We start from the raw sequence: 16,796 nt of genomic DNA on the forward strand, positions 1-16,796 counted from the left end.
ATAACATAGCCTAGCGCTCTAAGTCCGTTCGCTCATAGCAGACGCCAACCCTAAATGCTCTCTACCATATTTGCCAAGGCAAACCTGCAAAAATCTAGGTACAATAGTAACTTACATTAAAATAGTGCTCAGCTGCAATGGTGATTTACCCCATTGAATCTTTCTATAAACTATAAGAAAAGTCATAAGTTTTGCCAATGAATACCCAAATAATAACAGCACTTTTTTAGCTTGTATTGATCCGATAATTGTTCCGATAAGCACCCGTATTCAGCATATATATCAATTTTACGCAGCCCCCTGATTCATTAAGTTTATACCGCATCTGACCGATAGAGACCCTTGTCCATGGCCAACATCATTGTAAAAACGCATCACCGCAACCAAAGTGAAACTGTTTTAAGGCTCGCAACCGAACAGTCGCAAGTGCCTGTTATTCAAGCGGGTAGCCACGCTCGCTATGAGCTAATCAATGAGGCCACGGGACTGGCGCCAACCAAAGCCGTAATTAGACGAGTGGGCAAGGATTTAGAACTCTCTTTCGATGAGTTGAATAGAGATACCGACTTGATCATTCAAGATCATTATAGCTATACCGATCAAGCTATCGTGGGACATACCAGCGAAGGGGTGTTGCTTAACTATTTGCCAGTTACTGGTGAGACCAACGCCTATACCAATCAGATTATCAATCCTGAAGCCTATAACCCTACCTTGGTGAATGACGCTAATCACCTGCCATTTTGGGCGACCTTAGGTTTAGAAAATGCATGGGGTTTGGTGTTGGCCGTGGCACCGATAGCTCTCTATGCCTCCTTAGGTAGCGATAAAGACGATGATGGTAATAAGGATAAAGACAGCAGCAATACCGCGCCCATATTAACCGTCACTCAGATTACAGGCTTTGGGGAAAAGGATGCCGATGCCAAAGCAGGAGCCATCATCGCCAACTATATGACCACGGATAAAGACAAAGATAAAGTGACGGTCAAGCTTAGCGATGAGACGCACTATGCCTTGGATGCTAAAGGCAATATCACCTTAACGGAGAAGGGTGCTGAGCTTATAGCGAGTGGGGCGCAGCTGCCGACCTTCAGTTTGGTACCCAATGATGGCAAGGTAGATGGCAATAAAGTGGCTATTAATCCTATGGTTAATGCTGCCCTTACCGTGACTATATCAGCCAAAAATGACTTTATTGAAGATGCGGTCGCTACCCAAAAAGGCGCCATCGTGGCTACATATAAAGTCGCAGGGGAGGAGAGCAGTAAAGCCTCGGTGTACCTTAGCGATACCGTAAATTACGGGTTTGATGATAAAGGCAATATCGTCTTGACGGACAAGGGGGCAGAGCTCGCTAATAGTGGTAAACCGCTGCCCAAATTTACTTTAACGCCGCAAGTCGATATGCAGGCGGGCAAATCTGTGACCGTTGAACCAAAAGTTACCTTTGTGAATGATGCTCCTGAGTTGACCGTCACTGAAACTACCGTGTTTGTGCAAACGGATAAAAATATTAAAGCCGGCAATATAGTGGCGAAATATACCACCTTTGATGAGGAAGACGGTGCCGCTGCCAAGGTTATACTCAGTGACACCGAGCATTATAAGTTGGATGATAAGGGCAATGTTTTACTGACGCAAAAAGGTGTGAATTTAATCACTAGCGGCACCGAATTGCCTGCGTTTAAACTGACTCCCAATGACAATATTATCAATGGCTCAGCGGTATTGGTAGGTCCTGAGATTAATAGTGCACCTGTATTAACTATCACCAAAACCAATGACCTAACGGCTACTGAAGGCGAGGTCAAAGCAGGAGAGATAGTCGTCAGTTTCAAAACCGTTGATGTTGATAGTATGGTGGTGACCGTGAAGTTAAGCGATGAAACCCACTATGCTTTGGATAGCAAAGGCAACGTCACGCTAACGGACAAAGGCGCTGCGCTAGTCAATGGGGACAAACCACTTCCTGAGTTTACGCTCACGGCCAATGATGCCGCACAAGATGGGGCAGATGTCACGGTGACTCCTAATACTTTCGCGGATAAGGCGGCAGACGCTAGCAGCTTTGCGCTAGGATTAAGTGACCTGACATCAGAGTTTGCAGTGTCAGAGCTTGAGTCGTCTGAGCCAGTAATTATAGCGGCAAGCAGCTTTAGTGAAGCTATCCCATTGGACATGGGGGCAACTAAGTTATCCATGGTAGATTTATTTAGCGAGCCGAATACGGAATTATTTAGTGATTATAAATTAGAACATAGCTTAGAGGGTAAAACTATAGGGCAATCCTCAGTAGCTAGTGATGGGACACTTTATAACCAAAGTCATCTGATAACTCTGCCTGAGTTAGAAATAGTACCAACGATTATTTAAAGAAATTTTACTTTCCGTGTTCCTTGTCAACCGCTAGATTTTACGACTAGTCTGCGGCGCTTATTCTAGCCAAGCTTATCTGTTAAGACCGCTTAATAGATAAGCTATAGCCGCATCCCAATAATTTTTATCTGTAATTCGTCATTAGTCCCTATTACCATACTTCTTATTCAAAGCTCGCAAAATCGCATAAGTTTCCAAGTCCATCTCAGCACTTAGATTGTCAGGTCTGAAGTGCAGCTGAAAGGCATAGATGACATTACGACTGGGCTTGTCCCATTCCTCAGTATTATTAATCTGATAGCCATAATCGCGCAAAGCTTGTTTGATATCGGCAATGGATTGCTGGGTAAACTCCTCTTCATCCATGAAGCGCTGCTTATCCGCCTCATCGTACCAAGCCCCAATACCGTATTCTTTATACAGTCTTTCCCAAGGGAACTTCGCGCCAGGGTCGATTTTTCGCGACGGTGCCATATCTGAATGGCCGATGATATTTTTAGGAGAAATATCATAGCGTTTGGTTAAATCGAACACCAACTGCGCGATTTTACGCACCTGAATCTCTTTAAAGTCTACGAAATGCTCAGTGGGATGATAGGCTAGATTTTGACTTTTGAGCGACCCTCGATAAGGCAGTTGAATGCCGTCATTGACGACTTCAATGCCGATTGAGGTGTCATTGAGCACTGTTCTACCGGCAAAGCCGCCGCTACCGGCATGCCAAGCGCGTTCATTATCCGGCACTAAATGATAGATTTTATGGTTATCCGTGCTAGGGATAAGATAGTGGGCGCTGACATTTTTGGTGGTGAGTAACTCAAGGGAGGTCGGCTCATCTTCAGCAGTGTAGTGCAGGACGATGAAGTTAATCCGCTCGTTCTTGCCTTGCGCCTGATAACTCTGGTCGTCGATCACAAAGCGAGGTTCGGTGGTGGCGATGCAGCTGATTAGGGGTAGAGTAAAACAAAAAGCTAACGCTAACGGCCATGCTATAGGAATAAATCTTTTGCTCATGAAACGCTCAATATAAAACTAGGGAGAAGGCGGATTTTTTAATAAGGTAGGTATTTTAGACGGTTATTTAGAGCCCTTTCTTGATCAGTAGAGGTATAACTGTTGTCGGCTTGTATTGTTTAAAATTACTGTCTAAGATAGTTAAATAACTGGTCATCTGACTGGGTTTAAAACAATCTGATTTCCAAGTAGGTGAAATTATGATGACATGGTCTGTACAAAACGCTAAAGCGAAGTTTAGTGAGTTATTGGAAAAAAGTATTCAATCGGAGCCGCAAATTGTGACTAAACGCGGTCAGAAAGTAGCCGTGGTACTCTCCATAGAAGAATGGGAGCGGCTTAAATCTCAATCTAAGCCTTCGCTGAAGCAATTGTTGCTGACAGAGTCTGCACGCTTTGATTTACCTGATATTCGTCAAGAACAGCATAGTAAGGTAATAAAACGTCGTAAACTCCCTAATTTCGACTAATAAGTATAAATCAACCCAATAACCATTAAGGATAAATGGGTGTATTTACTAGATACGAATGTTATTTCAGAGTTACGTAGAGTTAGACCTCATGGTGCAGTATTAGCGTGGGTTGAGCAAATCCCTGAGCATGATTTATCTATAGCTGCCGTAAGTATTGCTGAAATTCAGGCTGGTATTGAAATGACCAGAGAGCAAGATACTATAAAAGCGGCCGAGCTTGAGCGTTGGTTAGAGCTAGTCTCACAAAGTTATAATACATTACCGATGGACGCGATAACATTCCGTTAATGGGCGAAGTTAATGCATAGAACTTCTGACACCTTATACGAAGACGCCATGATTGCTGCTACTGCTCAAATACATCATCTAACCGTAGTTACCCGTAATATCAGTGATTTCAAAAATTTTGATGTTGCTATGCTTAACCCTTTTGAACTTTAAATCTTAATCCCTCTTAATCTTCTTCGATAAAACCTTTTTCCAACTCTCCTCCAAACAAGCAATCGCAAGCCAAGGCTCAATAACCTCTGCCGCAAATTTTTCTTTTGCATTAGCCAGCTGCCACAGTCTCTCAAGTGTCGCAAACGGGTAGGGGCGCTCCATCAAATACACGGGTAAATCCGCACAAATTTTGCCATCACGCACCACTTCAAAATACCAGCCCGCAATCCCTTGTTTGGTAATCCATGCCGCAATATTAGGCACCTTGGTAAACTGACCAATTTGATCGTTGATTTTATAGCAAGGTCGGCGCGGTTGTACGATGCGCAGTTGCACGCTGTCTGCCCCACCGATTTTATCCTTACCTACCAAGCCGCCGTACTGAAAAACGTCGCCAATACACACGGTAGACTCGTCCAAATCGGGCAGACCACTCACCGGCTCAGTCGTGAGGTTTTCACCCAATGTGCCGACCCGTACCTTAAGGCCAAACTCAGCATTGATTTTGGCATAGGTCGCTGTAGGCAGTTGATGCACCGCTTTTAGCGGACCGCCATGATGACGTCGATCCGCCTGCTCATCCGTGGCTAACCCCATAAAGTCGACCGCTACCGGCACTTTAATCGGTGCTTTATCGATGGCGCTCAGCTGCTCGCGGGCAAAAGGCATGGCTTTACCCGTACGCACACACACTAGCTGAGCAACGTGTAGGGGCAATTGGTTGCTATCAAAAATGGTAGTAGAGAGTAGAGCAGAAGGTAACGAGGGTTGAGCAGCGGCCATAATAGATTCCTTAATCGCGGTATTGCTAATCACCGCTTCAGTTTAGCAAAAAAAAGGCCAGACAATGAGTCTGACCTTTCTTAAATAGCGCCAATTCGTTAAGGCTAACTTAGTTACGGCGACCCGCTCTTTTCTTTTCACGTGGGGTAGCGATCAGCTCAGCCAAGCTTTCTGGTGAAGACCACAAACCTTCTAGGTCATAGAACTCACGGGCTTGTGGCATCATCATATGGACGACGACTGCGCCTAAATCGATAAGCGTCCACTCAGAATCTTGACCGCCTTCACGGCCTAGTGGCATAAAGCCAGCTTTTTTGGCTTCAGCGCCTAAGCTATCGGCCATAGCACGCACGTGGCGCTTAGAAGTACCATCAGCGATGACGATACGCTCCATAACATCGGTCAAATGAGCGACGTCTAGGACAGTGATATTTTTAGCTTTTACATCTTCCAAAGCTGTTTTAACGAGGGCTAAGCATTCTTCCAAGCGCGCGTTAGTCATGGTGCTGGTCATAATAGGATTAGTCATATAAATAGGGTCTCTTAATCAATAAATGGGGTTGAATCGGGATAGGCTTGTCCTATCGCTTCAAAGTATCGGGTCGGTCTAACATAAAGGTTGCTAACCTAGGGCGCTCTAACATAGAGTTTTCTAAAATAAAGCGGCTAAGCGGCTAAAGCAGTCGTTTAAATCATCGAATAGGGTGGTCGGCTCATAATAGGGAGTCGCTGTCTTTATTTTTACCTTCAGCAATATCAGTCAAGCTAGGCAGTCACTAGTAGGGCGCTTTATTGTGTTAAATACACCCTGCTTAATAAGCTGTGATTGGCGCACTATGACAAGTCGGCTAGCGTTAAGCAGCGTGACAGCTTACTGACATTCTCGGTCATGTCAATCACTGATTTTAATCTATGGTACTCAGTTTACCTAATAATAGCGCAGCAATCTAATATTTGCGTGTTAATAACGCATTGATTCACTCCGAATACAGCTGATGCTGCTCAATATAGGCTGCAACGGTAGGGGGTAATACTGCGGTTAAAGTGTCGTTAGCCCCTGCTGCTAGGGCTTGCCGCACTTGTGTACTAGAGATGCCAGCGATAGCGGTCTTATCTCTATAAATGCGTCCGTTTATAGGTGTTTTCAAGCTATCGGTGGGTGGTGTTAGTAAATCCTTCGGGTCAGCAGTGCTACGCGACTGTAACGGGTCAGGTAGCTTAGCTATTAGTCTGTCTTCCCGTAATTCTGTATTAATTAAAGCATTTTTTGCAAGATTGGTGGTAAATGCTGTTTCAGTTTGCGGCTTCGGTTGTGTCTCGCCTTGTAGTGCTAAATCACCGGCTTGAGCAGGTAGCGAGTAACGGTCAAACACCCAAAGATGCACATAGTCTATTAGCTCTAACCCTTGTTTCCAGCGCGGCAGACTCACCACACTGTCTGCCCCCATAATAAAAATTAGGGTATCGTTGGGATACTGGTTACGCAGCGCTTTCACCGTATCAATAGTATAAACGGGGGGCGCTTGCCATAACTCATGCGTACAAATTTCTAGTGGGGTAGCGGCTATGGCCAGTTCCAGCATCGCTAGCCGTTGCTTGGCAGCGGTACTTTTATCTTTAAAAGGGGAGCGCGCATTGGGGAGTAAGGCCACATGCACAGGACGCTTCAGCTCGGCGTTTAATTGCATTAACTGCTCATAAACCACCAACGCCATTTGCAAATGACCTTGATGTACGGGGTCAAACGAGCCGCCAAGGTAGGCACGAATCGCAGGAGGTTGGGATGATAAATTGGGAATGAATGACATCGTAAGTCGTTATTACCTATAAGCAAACGGTTAAATAGACCGTTTTACAGCATGTGTGAATATTAGACATTATATTGTAGAGGCTCCGTATGCTAATTAATAGCTATAAAAAATAGCCATAAAAAAAGGACAGCAACCTAATGTCACTGTCCTATTTTTAAGATGCTTCGAGATTAGCCGCTAAGCGCCTTAAGATAAAATAACGCTTTTATAAAAAAATAGCCTTTAGATATCAGTGCTATGCGCCTGAATAGCCGTTAGCGCGATGGTATAGACAATGTCATCAACCAGAGCGCCGCGGGATAAATCATTCACCGGTTTATTTAGACCCTGCAACATCGGACCCACGCTCACCACATTGGCACTACGCTGCACCGCTTTATAAGTGGTGTTACCGGTATTCAAATCTGGGAAAATGAACACGTTGGCTTGTCCCGCAACTGGTGAGTCGGGAGCCTTTTGTTTGCCCACACTTTCTACGAATGCAGCATCATATTGCAACGGACCATCGACTGCTAAGTCTGGCGCGCGCTCACGGACGATTTCGGTGGCACGTTTGACTTTTTCCACATCATCGCCAGTACCGGAAGTGCCGGTAGAATAGCTGATCATAGCGACTTTCGGCTCGATACCAAAGGCTTTTGCAGATGCTGCTGATTGGATAGCAATCTCAGCGAGCTCTTCGGCATTCGGGTCGGGGTTAATCGCGCAATCGCCATAGACCAAGACTTGCTCAGGCATCAACATAAAGAACACTGAGGACACTAGCGAGTAATCAGGGGAGGTCTTAATAAACTGGAAAGCGGGGCGTACAGTGTTGGCCGTAGTATGGACCGCACCAGAGACTAAGCCATCGACTTCTCCCATATGCAGCATTACTGTCCCGAGCACTACGGTGTCAGACAGTTGGGCTTCGGCCATAGGCTCAGTCAGTTTGCCTTTACGGCGCTCAATCATAGCCTTAATGTATTTATCATGGTTAATACTGGCTGGATCGATAATTTCTAAGCCTGCGGGCAGTTCGATGCCAAGGTTTTTAGCCACGTCTTCGACTTCTTCGCGTTTGGCGAGCAAGACACAGTTAGCGATTCCACGGCTTTGACAGATACAAGCGGCTTCGACGGTACGCGGCTCAGCCCCTTCTGGCAACACGATACGCTTATTCGCTTGTTCAGCCTTTTTGACGACCAAATGACGGAACGCTGACGGGGATAGGCGTGAGACATGGCCACGGTTAAAGTAATCTTTGAGCCAGTCTAAGTCCAGATGCGCGGCGACAAAACGGGCCACTTCTTCAGCACGGTCGATATCATCGATAGGGATTTCGCTGCTCATATTCATGAGGTTTTGTACCGTAGCGTAGCTGTCGGTCTCCACGCTCATGACTGGCATACCGGTCTTGAGCGCCGGACGGCATAAATCAATCACCGTGTCATTGGGCGTGATACCGCCAGTCAAGATAATACCAGCCATCGGGATACCATTCATACAGGCGAGCGCCGTGGCGAGCAGCAAGTCATCACGATCGCCAGGGGTCACAATCAAGGTGCCACGGCTAAACACCTCGCCTACGCGGGAGACAGTGCGAGCGGTCAAGCTAACTCTGGTAATACGGCGCGATTTCGCCTCGCCAATACTGAGCCACTTCGCGTCCAATTCGCTGGCGACGTCCCAAGTGCGAGATACGGATAAAGTCTCACTAAAAGGCACCACGCCAATCACTTGGAATTGCTGGGTACCAAAAGTGGGGGATAAGCGCTGTACCGCCTGCATAAAGCTGGCATCCAATTGGAAAGTCGCTTCACCAGGGGCGACGGGTTGGGTAGCAAAAGTATTCGGGACGTTTTTGACGCGCATCAAGATACAACCGAGCGTTCTTGCGCCAGTGATGCCGCCAAATTCCTGCGCGTGCACGTCCAGTTTGTCGGCCAATTGCTCAGGATTGGTAATATCAGCGGTACTGACAAAAATAATTTTGGCATCTAAAGCATAGGCGAGTGCATGGTTAATTTGACCGGCATAAGACGCTTCTGTCGTCGGTACCAGCCCTTCACAAATCACCATATCGTAATCACCGCTCATGCTTTGGTGCATGGCGACGACTTCTTCCATCAAATCGCCCAAGTTGCCTTCACCCAACATACGCTCAACGCGGCGACGGTTAATAGAGGCAGGAGAGTCGATATCAAAAGCCTGTTTGGCTAAAGCACTGGAGTTGTCGAGACGATTTTGCTTATCTTGGGTATCATCCTGCAAAAAAGGCTTCATAAAGCCCGCTTTAATCCCTGAATAATCGAGTGCTCGAATTAAACCTAAGGCAGCGGAGGTCAGGCCAATACCACGATCGGTAGGCACCAGTAAAATAGTCTGCATAAAAACTCCTATAAAAAGATGAGCGTAAATTTTATGACCTAGCGTGCTACTCCCTGCTATGTTGAGCGCTAAGTAGAGCGTTATCAGGGCTAATTAGCACGCTGGCGTGTGGTTATTGCAGTGCTGTTGGCTGAGTAAATAAGCCATTATGAGCTGCGATTATGAGCCTAAAGACCCAATGCTTCTCGCGTCTCTTCAGCAATGCGATACTCTTCATCGGTAGGAATGACCCACAGCTCAACTTCGCTGTCCGCCCCGTGGAAGCTGCCTTCTGCACCACGAACCAACTCAGCGTTTTTGTCAAAGTCAGCTTGGATATCAAAGTGACGCATCACCTCGAGGATACTGCGGCGCATAGAGACTGAGTTTTCGCCGATGCCGCCGGTAAAAATAATACCGGTAAAGGTCGGTAGGGCGCAGGTCAATGACGCGAGGTATTTACCGGCACGATAGCTAAACAGCTCCAATGCTAATTTAGCGTCTTCATTGCCCTCATCCGCCGCTTGCTCCACAGTGCGCATATCATTGGACAAGCCCGAAACCCCTAGCAGACCACTTTGCTTATTCAACATCGTATCGATTTCTTCTAAACTCATATCCAAGGTGCGCTTCAGATGGATGTGCAGACCAGGATCGACATCGCCACTGCGCGTGCCCATCATCAAGCCCTCAAGCGGGGTGATGCCCATGCTGGTATCGAGACTCTTGCCGTCGTAAATAGCCGCCGCTGAACAACCATTACCCAAATGGGCGGTGATCCAACCGTGCGGTCCGGCTTGCTCGGTCAACTGGCTAGCACGGTCCGAGACATAAGCGTGCGAGGTGCCATGGAAGCCATAGCGGCGGATACGATCTTCATCATATAGCGCTTTTGGGATGGCATAGCGGTAAGCGACTGGCGGCATAGTTTGGTGAAAAGCGGTATCAAACACGACCACTTGCGGTAACTCAGGATAGATAGCGTTGACGGCTTCGATACCCAAAGCGTTGGCCGGATTATGCAGCGGTGCCAAAACCTTGAGACGTTTGACCTCTTCTAGCACGTGCGGAGTCACTTGCACCGCTTTAGAGAATTCACGACCACCGTGGACGACGCGGTGTCCTACCGCTATCGGATGGTATTGTTCGAGTAGCGCCAAGATTTTTTGTAGGGCCAGTTTATGACTGCCACCGGCAATATTAATTTCTTGTTTTTCACCGTTTAAATTGGTGTGCTTGATGCGTGCGGTATCGAGCCCTAAGTTTTCGGCAAGGCCAGTGATACGAGTTTGGTTGTCGGCGCTGATCAAAGCATATTTAATGGAAGAAGAGCCACAGTTTAATACTAGAGTAGGGTTATCGAGGGTTTTTGCAGTCATAATAAGTCTCGTTTTGAGAAGAAGTTTGGTGTTTTAAGTCCGTTTTTCGGGGCGGCATCTTTTATCTGGGCACACCCCTTATAGTTCGCGGGCAAGTATCATGAGCGGTGTAACTGGGTCATAGAGAGGCTAGGCAAAGTGGTGAGGGCATAGTAAGCTCTTGACCTAAGGTTGAGCAAAACTTTCAAGGTATAAAAAATAACGTAGTACTAATTAAAAGGTAGTGCTAATCACAAGGTAGGCTACCCTGCAGCGGTTAATAGCTTACGGCTCATCGTCCTACTAAAAATAATAGCCAAAAAAAATCAACACAATTGACACAGCACCGCTCCGTGGTGAGGACTGGTCAATGGCGTTGATAGGGTGATATCAGCCTTAGTTGCGGCTAAATCACCATAACGGGGCGCGCTATATCCTTTAGCGTCTTACTAAGCTAGTAGCGTATTACCAAGGCACTAGCCGCTATAACAATAATAGCGCTAAGATTAATAAACTACTTAGTAATCATACAACAGTTAGCGCTATCATTTCGACAATAAAACAGAGTAATTGTCAGCTAAGTGCTGACGCCTGCAAATTATTGGCAGGCCGCTTACACATAAATGCTGCCGTTTATAGCAAGCAATAATGTATCATATTTTATCTCTATCATCCGTATTTGACCGATTTATGTTGCCTGCTGCAGTTTATGCTCGCAAATCATTGCTTTAACAAGAGTAATTTCTATGAATATATCTGCAAAATCCCTATTTCACCCCGTAATTAGCCTAGCTCGCCGCCGTGCTATAACTACGGCTGCCTTAATGGGAGTAATATTGGTCAGTAGCGGCTGTGGCCAAAAAGGCGCGCTATATCTGTCCGATGCTAGCGATAGCCAAGCGGTTATTGCTCCGACAGCTGAAAATACCAATTTGGACGACTTAGATAGCTTGGATAAATTAAATCAATCAAATAACTCAAATAAAACCAATGAGATTAGCGAGGACTTGTCTTTTCTCGATCCAGCGACCGAGCAACAAGTTTTGGACGACCCGAATAACTATTAATAGCCAGTAGCCTTTAAGAACGAGTAGCCTGCTAAGTCCTAATTAAAATAATAGCAGGGCATTTTAGTATTTTGATAACTTTTCTTTATGCGTATAATATGGGCAAATTTATCCCTATTTGCAGTCACGCCGGCGAGCGCTTTTGTGCATCATTAAGCCACTAACAAGCGGTTTGGTTCAGCCCCTGTGACCTGCTAATTGCTACCCATTCAAGCCAATTTGAGCCTAATTATGAGTCATTCTACCCCAGCTGCTGATCTTCAAGGTCGCGTTATTAATCCCGAAACCTTAGTGGCGCAATTGCCTGCCCTACACTATGTCGAAGGCGCTTTATGCGTTGATGGCGTCGCTGTCGAGAGCCTAGCCACCACTTATGGCACTCCTTGCTACGTCTATTCTAAACAAGCCATTTTGGACGTCTATCAAGCCTATACCGACAGCTTCTCAGCTGTGAAACATCAGGTTTGCTATGCGGTAAAGGCCAACTCAAACTTAGCCGTATTGGGGATTTTAGCAAAGGCAGGTGCGGGCTTTGATATCGTCTCTTCCGGTGAGCTTGCGCGAGTCTTAGCGGCAGGTGGCGAGGCCAGTCGCGTGGTATTCTCAGGCGTAGGCAAGCGCGCTGACGATATTCGTTATGCTTTAGAGGCTGGTATTGGCTGTTTCAACATCGAGTCCGATAGCGAGTTGGCTTTGATTCAAGACGTCGCTGCTGAGTTAGGCAAAACCGCTGCTATCTCCTTACGGGTAAACCCGAACGTTGATGCCAAGACGCATCCGTATATCTCGACCGGTCTTAAAGACAACAAGTTTGGGATTGCGCATGAAAAGGCGCTAGCTGTCTATCAAAAAGCGGCTAGCCTGCCAAATATCAGTATCAAAGGTATCGATTGCCATATTGGCTCACAGCTCACCGAAGTCGCCCCGTTTATCGATGCTTTGGATAAATTAATTGAGTTAATCGCTAGCTTACGCGAGGCAGGTATAGAGCTTGAGCATATCGATTTAGGCGGCGGTCTGGGTGTGCAATATATCGATGAGACCCCGATTAGCATTGCTGACTTTGCCGCAGCTTTATTGCCTAAATTACAGCAATTGGGGCTAACCGTGTTTTTTGAGCCGGGTCGCAGCATTGTTGCTAATGCCGGCGTGCTATTAACGCGTGTCGATGTACTCAAACCTACTGAGCATAAAAACTTCGCTATCGTCGATGCGGCTATGAATGATTTGATTCGTCCGGCGCTGTATCAGGCAGAGATGGCGATTATTCCGAGCGTGTTGCCCAATGCTGCTGACAACCAGCAGACTTGGGATATCGTTGGCGCTATTTGTGAGACGGGTGATTTCTTAGCCAAAGACCGCGCATTGTCATTGGCGGTAGGGGATGTGCTGGCGGTGACCGGTGCTGGTGCTTACGGTTTTGTTATGAGCAGCAATTATAATACCCGCCCGCGCAGTGCTGAAGTGATGGTGGCAGAAGGTCAGCATCAATTGGTGCGTCCGCGTGAGCAAGTGGCTGAGCTGTTTGCTACTGAGCAACTGTGGCAAGGTTAGCCAAGGATAGCTTATTATTTTATAAGACGGGCTGCGCGTAGCCCCTCCTAGCTTCGTTCATAGTAAGTAGTAATAGCCCAAGCCCATTATCGAGCGGATTTAATAGCTAGATAGTGGGCTTTTTTACGCCTGTAGTAAGTTGCCACATAGAGAAATACTTGGTCTTAATCTGTCATAAATAGGTCTTTAATAAGCGATAAATAGGCTAAGTCATAAGGCAGCAAAGTAAGACGTAAAGCGGAAAAAATATTTTTATTAACAAAGTTAAGTAGGTTTACAGTCGTAAATGGGGCAAAGTAAGAAGTATTAAAATGATTGATTTTCATTGAGTTAATACTCGGAATATTGAGCAATAAACGGCTTAGAGAGGGTGCAGTATTTAACCATCGCTTTATTATCATTGTCATAACGGCCATGGTAAGATAACTCACACACAAAAATACGACAAGGTACATGGATATGTTACTAGAATTTACCAAAATGCATGGTCTAGGCAATGATTTTGTGGTCATTGACTTAGTTACCCAGCGTTTGGAGTTGACGACAGAATTAGTAAAATTAATGGGCGATAGACATTTAGGTATTGGCTTTGATCAGTTATTAGTCGTCGAGCCGCCCATGCGTCCCGATGTGGATTTTAGTTATCGTATTTTTAATGCGGATGGATCAGAAGTCGAGCAATGTGGCAATGGCGCGCGCTGTTTTGCCCGTTTTGTCCAAGCCCGCAAACTGTCGTTTAAGCAGCGTTTACGTGTAGAAACGGCTAGTGGCATCATTACCTTAACCACCGACCGCTATGGTTGGGTGCAAGTGGATATGGGCAAGCCTAAATTTGAGCCTGACGAAATTCCTTTTACCCCAAAAGCGACCACCAAGATTCAAAACGCCTATCATCTTGATGTGAATGGCACGCCGGTACAGCTGTATGTCGCCAATATGGGCAACCCACATGCAGTGATTAAGGTCGATGATATCTTATCTGCGGAAGTCGAAAAGTTGGGCAAAGCAATAGAGTCGCATCCGGCCTTTCCAGCTCGGGTCAACGTCGGCTTTATGCAAGTGATGAATCAGCGTCATGTGCGTTTGCGCGTGTATGAGCGCGGTGTTGGCGAGACCCAAGCGTGTGGTACCGGCGCTTGTGCGGCCGTAGCGGTTGGCGTGCGTGAAGGCTGGCTTGATGAGGGCGAAGAAGTGCGTGCGCAATTGTACGGCGGTAGCTTGTTAATCCATTGGCAGCCCGGCTATTCCGTTATGATGACTGGGCCGACGGCATTCGTTTACGAAGGCGTGTTCAGTCCCGATGGGCTAATGGCGCAAGCAGGCATTAAGCCGCCGGCTGCTGATAAAGGCTAAGCGCTTCTGATTAAAAGTCAGCGGTTAAAACTGATAATTTATTAAAGTAGCCCAGGGTAGCCAACATGAAGGGGACAACGTGACCAGCGCTAAAAAATCTTTACAGCGTGCGGACAGTGCGGAGCTAGCAGGGGACAAAGTAGCCGTTGAAGCTGATACTCTGTCTGAGCACCTAGAGACTTTATTAGCCCCTGTAGAAGCTTGGCTGCATACCTTGTCTATTCAAAACCATTCCCCGCATACGCTAGCCGCGTATCATGCAGCTTTAAAACAGTTGGCGTATGGGTTAGAGGAAAAAGCGCTCACTTGGACACGCTGTGATAAACGCCAATTGGCACGGCATATTGGCCAACGTTTAGACCGCGATAAGCTGAAGCTCTCTAGTGTGCAGCAAGAGCTATCGGCTATACGACATTTTTATGGCTGGTTGATAGAGCAGGGGCAGGCGCGGATTAATCCAACGACCGGCTATCAACTCAAGCGTAGCCCGCGGCCGCTCCCTGCTATCGCTGACGTCGATATGATGACGCAGCTGTTAGATCAGGCGATGCCGGAGCAGCCCGAGCAAGCGCGTTTGTGGATTCGGGATAAGGCGATGTTTGAATTGCTGTACAGCAGTGGCCTGCGGGTCGGAGAGCTGGTCAGCTTAGATGTCAGTTCTGTGGACTTATCTTCGCAGCAAGTACGCGTGACCGGTAAAGGCAATAAAACGCGGATTGTGCCTTTAGGAAAGAAGGCAGCCGAGGCGATTGAACGTTATCTGCCGCACCGCTATCTGTGGGTAGAAAACCAAGACCAAGCCCTGTTTATTAGCGAAAAGTTAGGCACTCGCTTATCGACGCGCGCCGTGCAGCAGCGGTTAAAAGTGGCTGCCAATCGCGCCGGTATCGCGCAGAATTTATATCCACATTTACTGCGGCATTGCTTTGCATCCCATGTGCTATCAGGCAGTGGCGACTTGCGCGCAGTACAAGAGATGCTGGGCCACAGCGATATTAGTACCACGCAGATTTATACCCACGTGGACTTTGCCAAGCTCACCCAAGTCTACGATCAAGCCCACCCTCGCGCCTCGCATCCTACCAAAGCGGCTGTAGAAGAGTAAGGCCGTTTTTCCCCTATTTTACGGCTTATTAGCAATCTTGCTTGCGACTTATAACCCATCTTGCTTGTGACTTATCACTAACCTAAGCCAAACGATGGCAGTGACCCGTAGGCAATTGCTGGCGGGCCAAGTGCTGCGCTGCAGGGTCGAAATTTGCTAGCACTAAAGCGTATTGCTGCGCCGCCTCACTAGTGGCAACTTGCAGAGCACTGTGCTCATATTCGCTAACACAGATGCCATCGTGACTAGCAATGGCAGCATGCCCCCAAGTCTGTCGTATAGCGCCGTCTGCGTAGTGATGGTCGCCCCCTTGCGCCGCCCCAATAACCAGACACTGACTATCGAGAGCACGGGCCCGCAGCAGTAACTGCCAATGTGCTTTGCCCGTTTGGTAAGTAAAAGCGGAAGGGGCAGTCAATAGATCGGCACCAGCTTGCCGTAAGCGCTGCGCTAGCGCGGGAAAGCGCAAATCAAAGCAAACCATCAACCCTAAGTGATAAGTCCGCTCAGCGAGCGTAATAGGCGCCACTACGGTCTGGGAGCCCGGCTCAAAAGTAGCGGCTTCATTATAGCTGCCTTGATTATCGTTGACGGTGGCGGTAAACAGATGAATTTTATCGTAGCGGGCTAGCCGGCTGCCATGCGGGGCAAACAGTTGGCTGACTTGGCGTAGACGACCATCGCTAATGGTAGAGCCATCAGGACGATAGGGACAGGGCAATGACCCAGCAACCAAATGCACTTGATACTGAGCAGCCAGCTTACCCAGCTGCGCGCTTAGGTCATCAAAGCGCTCTGCCGTCTCGTGTTGACGTCCCATACTGCAAGCATTTTCTGGTATCACCACCAGTTCCGCGCCCGCTTGACTGGCGGCAGCAATACTCGCTTCGATAGTGACTAAATTTTGCGCGATATCTTGTTGGCTATTCATTTGAATAGCTGCGATTTTTGGGGTATGGGTTGCAACCGTCATAAGGGGTTCTCAGTAATCAGGGTTTTTTAGATATAACCAATTTAGATGTAACCACGTTAGATATAACCGTAACTATAACAATGACTAGATTTAACCGGCTTTATCTATGGCTGTCGTTACCATAGCATAGGTTCGT

General features: G+C 47.1%; 15 protein-coding genes. 8 read left to right on the forward strand and 7 right to left on the reverse strand.

Going from position 1 to position 16,796, the window contains the following annotated elements:
* Positions 1–348 precede the first annotated feature (348 nt).
* Positions 349–2,376, forward strand: a complete 2,028-nt coding sequence (locus ACZ2XM_RS04660; protein ID WP_490587215.1) for a hypothetical protein — start codon at positions 349–351, stop codon at positions 2,374–2,376.
* A gap of 144 nt (positions 2,377–2,520) precedes the next feature.
* Here ACZ2XM_RS04660 and ACZ2XM_RS04665 read toward each other — a convergent pair whose 3' ends face one another.
* Entirely contained in the window at positions 2,521–3,393 is an 873-nt protein-coding gene (locus ACZ2XM_RS04665; RefSeq protein ID WP_490587216.1) for an N-acetylmuramoyl-L-alanine amidase, read from the reverse strand.
* Between the two features lie 200 nt (positions 3,394–3,593).
* On the opposite strand from ACZ2XM_RS04665, the gene ACZ2XM_RS04670 reads away from it, so the two are divergent.
* From ACZ2XM_RS04670 to ACZ2XM_RS04680, 3 genes are read left to right on the forward strand one after another with little or no spacing between them, the layout of a single operon-like run.
* Complete coding sequence (locus tag ACZ2XM_RS04670) at positions 3,594–3,863, forward strand: type II toxin-antitoxin system Phd/YefM family antitoxin (RefSeq protein ID WP_490587217.1); 270 nt, start codon at positions 3,594–3,596, stop codon at positions 3,861–3,863.
* Between the two features lie 39 nt (positions 3,864–3,902).
* Entirely contained in the window at positions 3,903–4,154 is a 252-nt protein-coding gene (locus ACZ2XM_RS04675) for a PIN domain-containing protein (protein WP_490587218.1), read from the forward strand.
* A 12-nt stretch (positions 4,155–4,166) separates the two neighbouring features.
* Positions 4,167–4,307, forward strand: a complete 141-nt coding sequence (locus ACZ2XM_RS04680) for a hypothetical protein (protein WP_490587219.1) — start codon at positions 4,167–4,169, stop codon at positions 4,305–4,307.
* A 3-nt stretch (positions 4,308–4,310) separates the two neighbouring features.
* Here the strand turns inward: ACZ2XM_RS04680 and ACZ2XM_RS04685 are convergent, their stop codons facing one another.
* The 5 genes from ACZ2XM_RS04685 to ACZ2XM_RS04705 form a co-directional block, all read right to left on the reverse strand.
* Positions 4,311–5,090 carry an MOSC domain-containing protein gene (locus ACZ2XM_RS04685; RefSeq protein ID WP_490587220.1) on the reverse strand — a complete coding sequence of 260 codons (780 nt, stop codon included), beginning with the start codon at positions 5,088–5,090 and terminating at the stop codon, positions 4,311–4,313.
* A 109-nt stretch (positions 5,091–5,199) separates the two neighbouring features.
* A complete protein-coding gene (rsfS, locus tag ACZ2XM_RS04690; protein WP_490587456.1) occupies positions 5,200–5,604 on the reverse strand; it encodes a ribosome silencing factor in 405 nt (134 codons plus the stop codon).
* A gap of 463 nt (positions 5,605–6,067) precedes the next feature.
* Positions 6,068–6,898: a nicotinate-nicotinamide nucleotide adenylyltransferase gene (locus tag ACZ2XM_RS04695; protein WP_490587221.1), complete on the reverse strand. Its 831-nt coding sequence runs from the start codon at positions 6,896–6,898 to the stop codon at positions 6,068–6,070.
* 225 nt (positions 6,899–7,123) lie between these two features.
* Positions 7,124–9,271 (reverse strand): phosphate acetyltransferase, encoded by a 2,148-nt coding sequence (gene pta / locus ACZ2XM_RS04700; protein WP_490587222.1) that lies wholly within the window; start codon positions 9,269–9,271, stop codon positions 7,124–7,126.
* Between the two features lie 167 nt (positions 9,272–9,438).
* Positions 9,439–10,629: an acetate/propionate family kinase gene (locus ACZ2XM_RS04705; protein ID WP_490587223.1), complete on the reverse strand. Its 1,191-nt coding sequence runs from the start codon at positions 10,627–10,629 to the stop codon at positions 9,439–9,441.
* Between the two features lie 725 nt (positions 10,630–11,354).
* Between ACZ2XM_RS04705 and lptM the strand changes: the two genes are divergently transcribed.
* The 4 genes from lptM to ACZ2XM_RS04725 all read left to right on the forward strand — a co-directional run bounded on the left by lptM (position 11,355) and on the right by ACZ2XM_RS04725 (position 15,687).
* Positions 11,355–11,675, forward strand: a complete 321-nt coding sequence (gene lptM / locus ACZ2XM_RS04710) for an LPS translocon maturation chaperone LptM (RefSeq protein ID WP_490587224.1) — start codon at positions 11,355–11,357, stop codon at positions 11,673–11,675.
* A gap of 231 nt (positions 11,676–11,906) precedes the next feature.
* Entirely contained in the window at positions 11,907–13,229 is a 1,323-nt protein-coding gene (lysA, locus tag ACZ2XM_RS04715; RefSeq protein ID WP_490587225.1) for a diaminopimelate decarboxylase, read from the forward strand.
* 459 nt (positions 13,230–13,688) lie between these two features.
* Entirely contained in the window at positions 13,689–14,582 is an 894-nt protein-coding gene (gene dapF / locus ACZ2XM_RS04720) for a diaminopimelate epimerase (RefSeq protein WP_490587457.1), read from the forward strand.
* 160 nt (positions 14,583–14,742) lie between these two features.
* The gene (locus ACZ2XM_RS04725) at positions 14,743–15,687 is read left to right on the forward strand and encodes a tyrosine recombinase XerC (RefSeq protein ID WP_490587458.1); all 945 of its coding nucleotides are present in this window, start codon (positions 14,743–14,745) and stop codon (positions 15,685–15,687) included.
* Between the two features lie 82 nt (positions 15,688–15,769).
* Here ACZ2XM_RS04725 and ACZ2XM_RS04730 read toward each other — a convergent pair whose 3' ends face one another.
* Positions 15,770–16,660, reverse strand: a complete 891-nt coding sequence (locus ACZ2XM_RS04730; protein ID WP_490587226.1) for a nitrilase-related carbon-nitrogen hydrolase — start codon at positions 16,658–16,660, stop codon at positions 15,770–15,772.
* Positions 16,661–16,796 lie beyond the last annotated feature (136 nt).

The sequence above is a fragment of the Psychrobacter sp. CoH-33_TS_01 genome, from assembly GCF_058189395.1.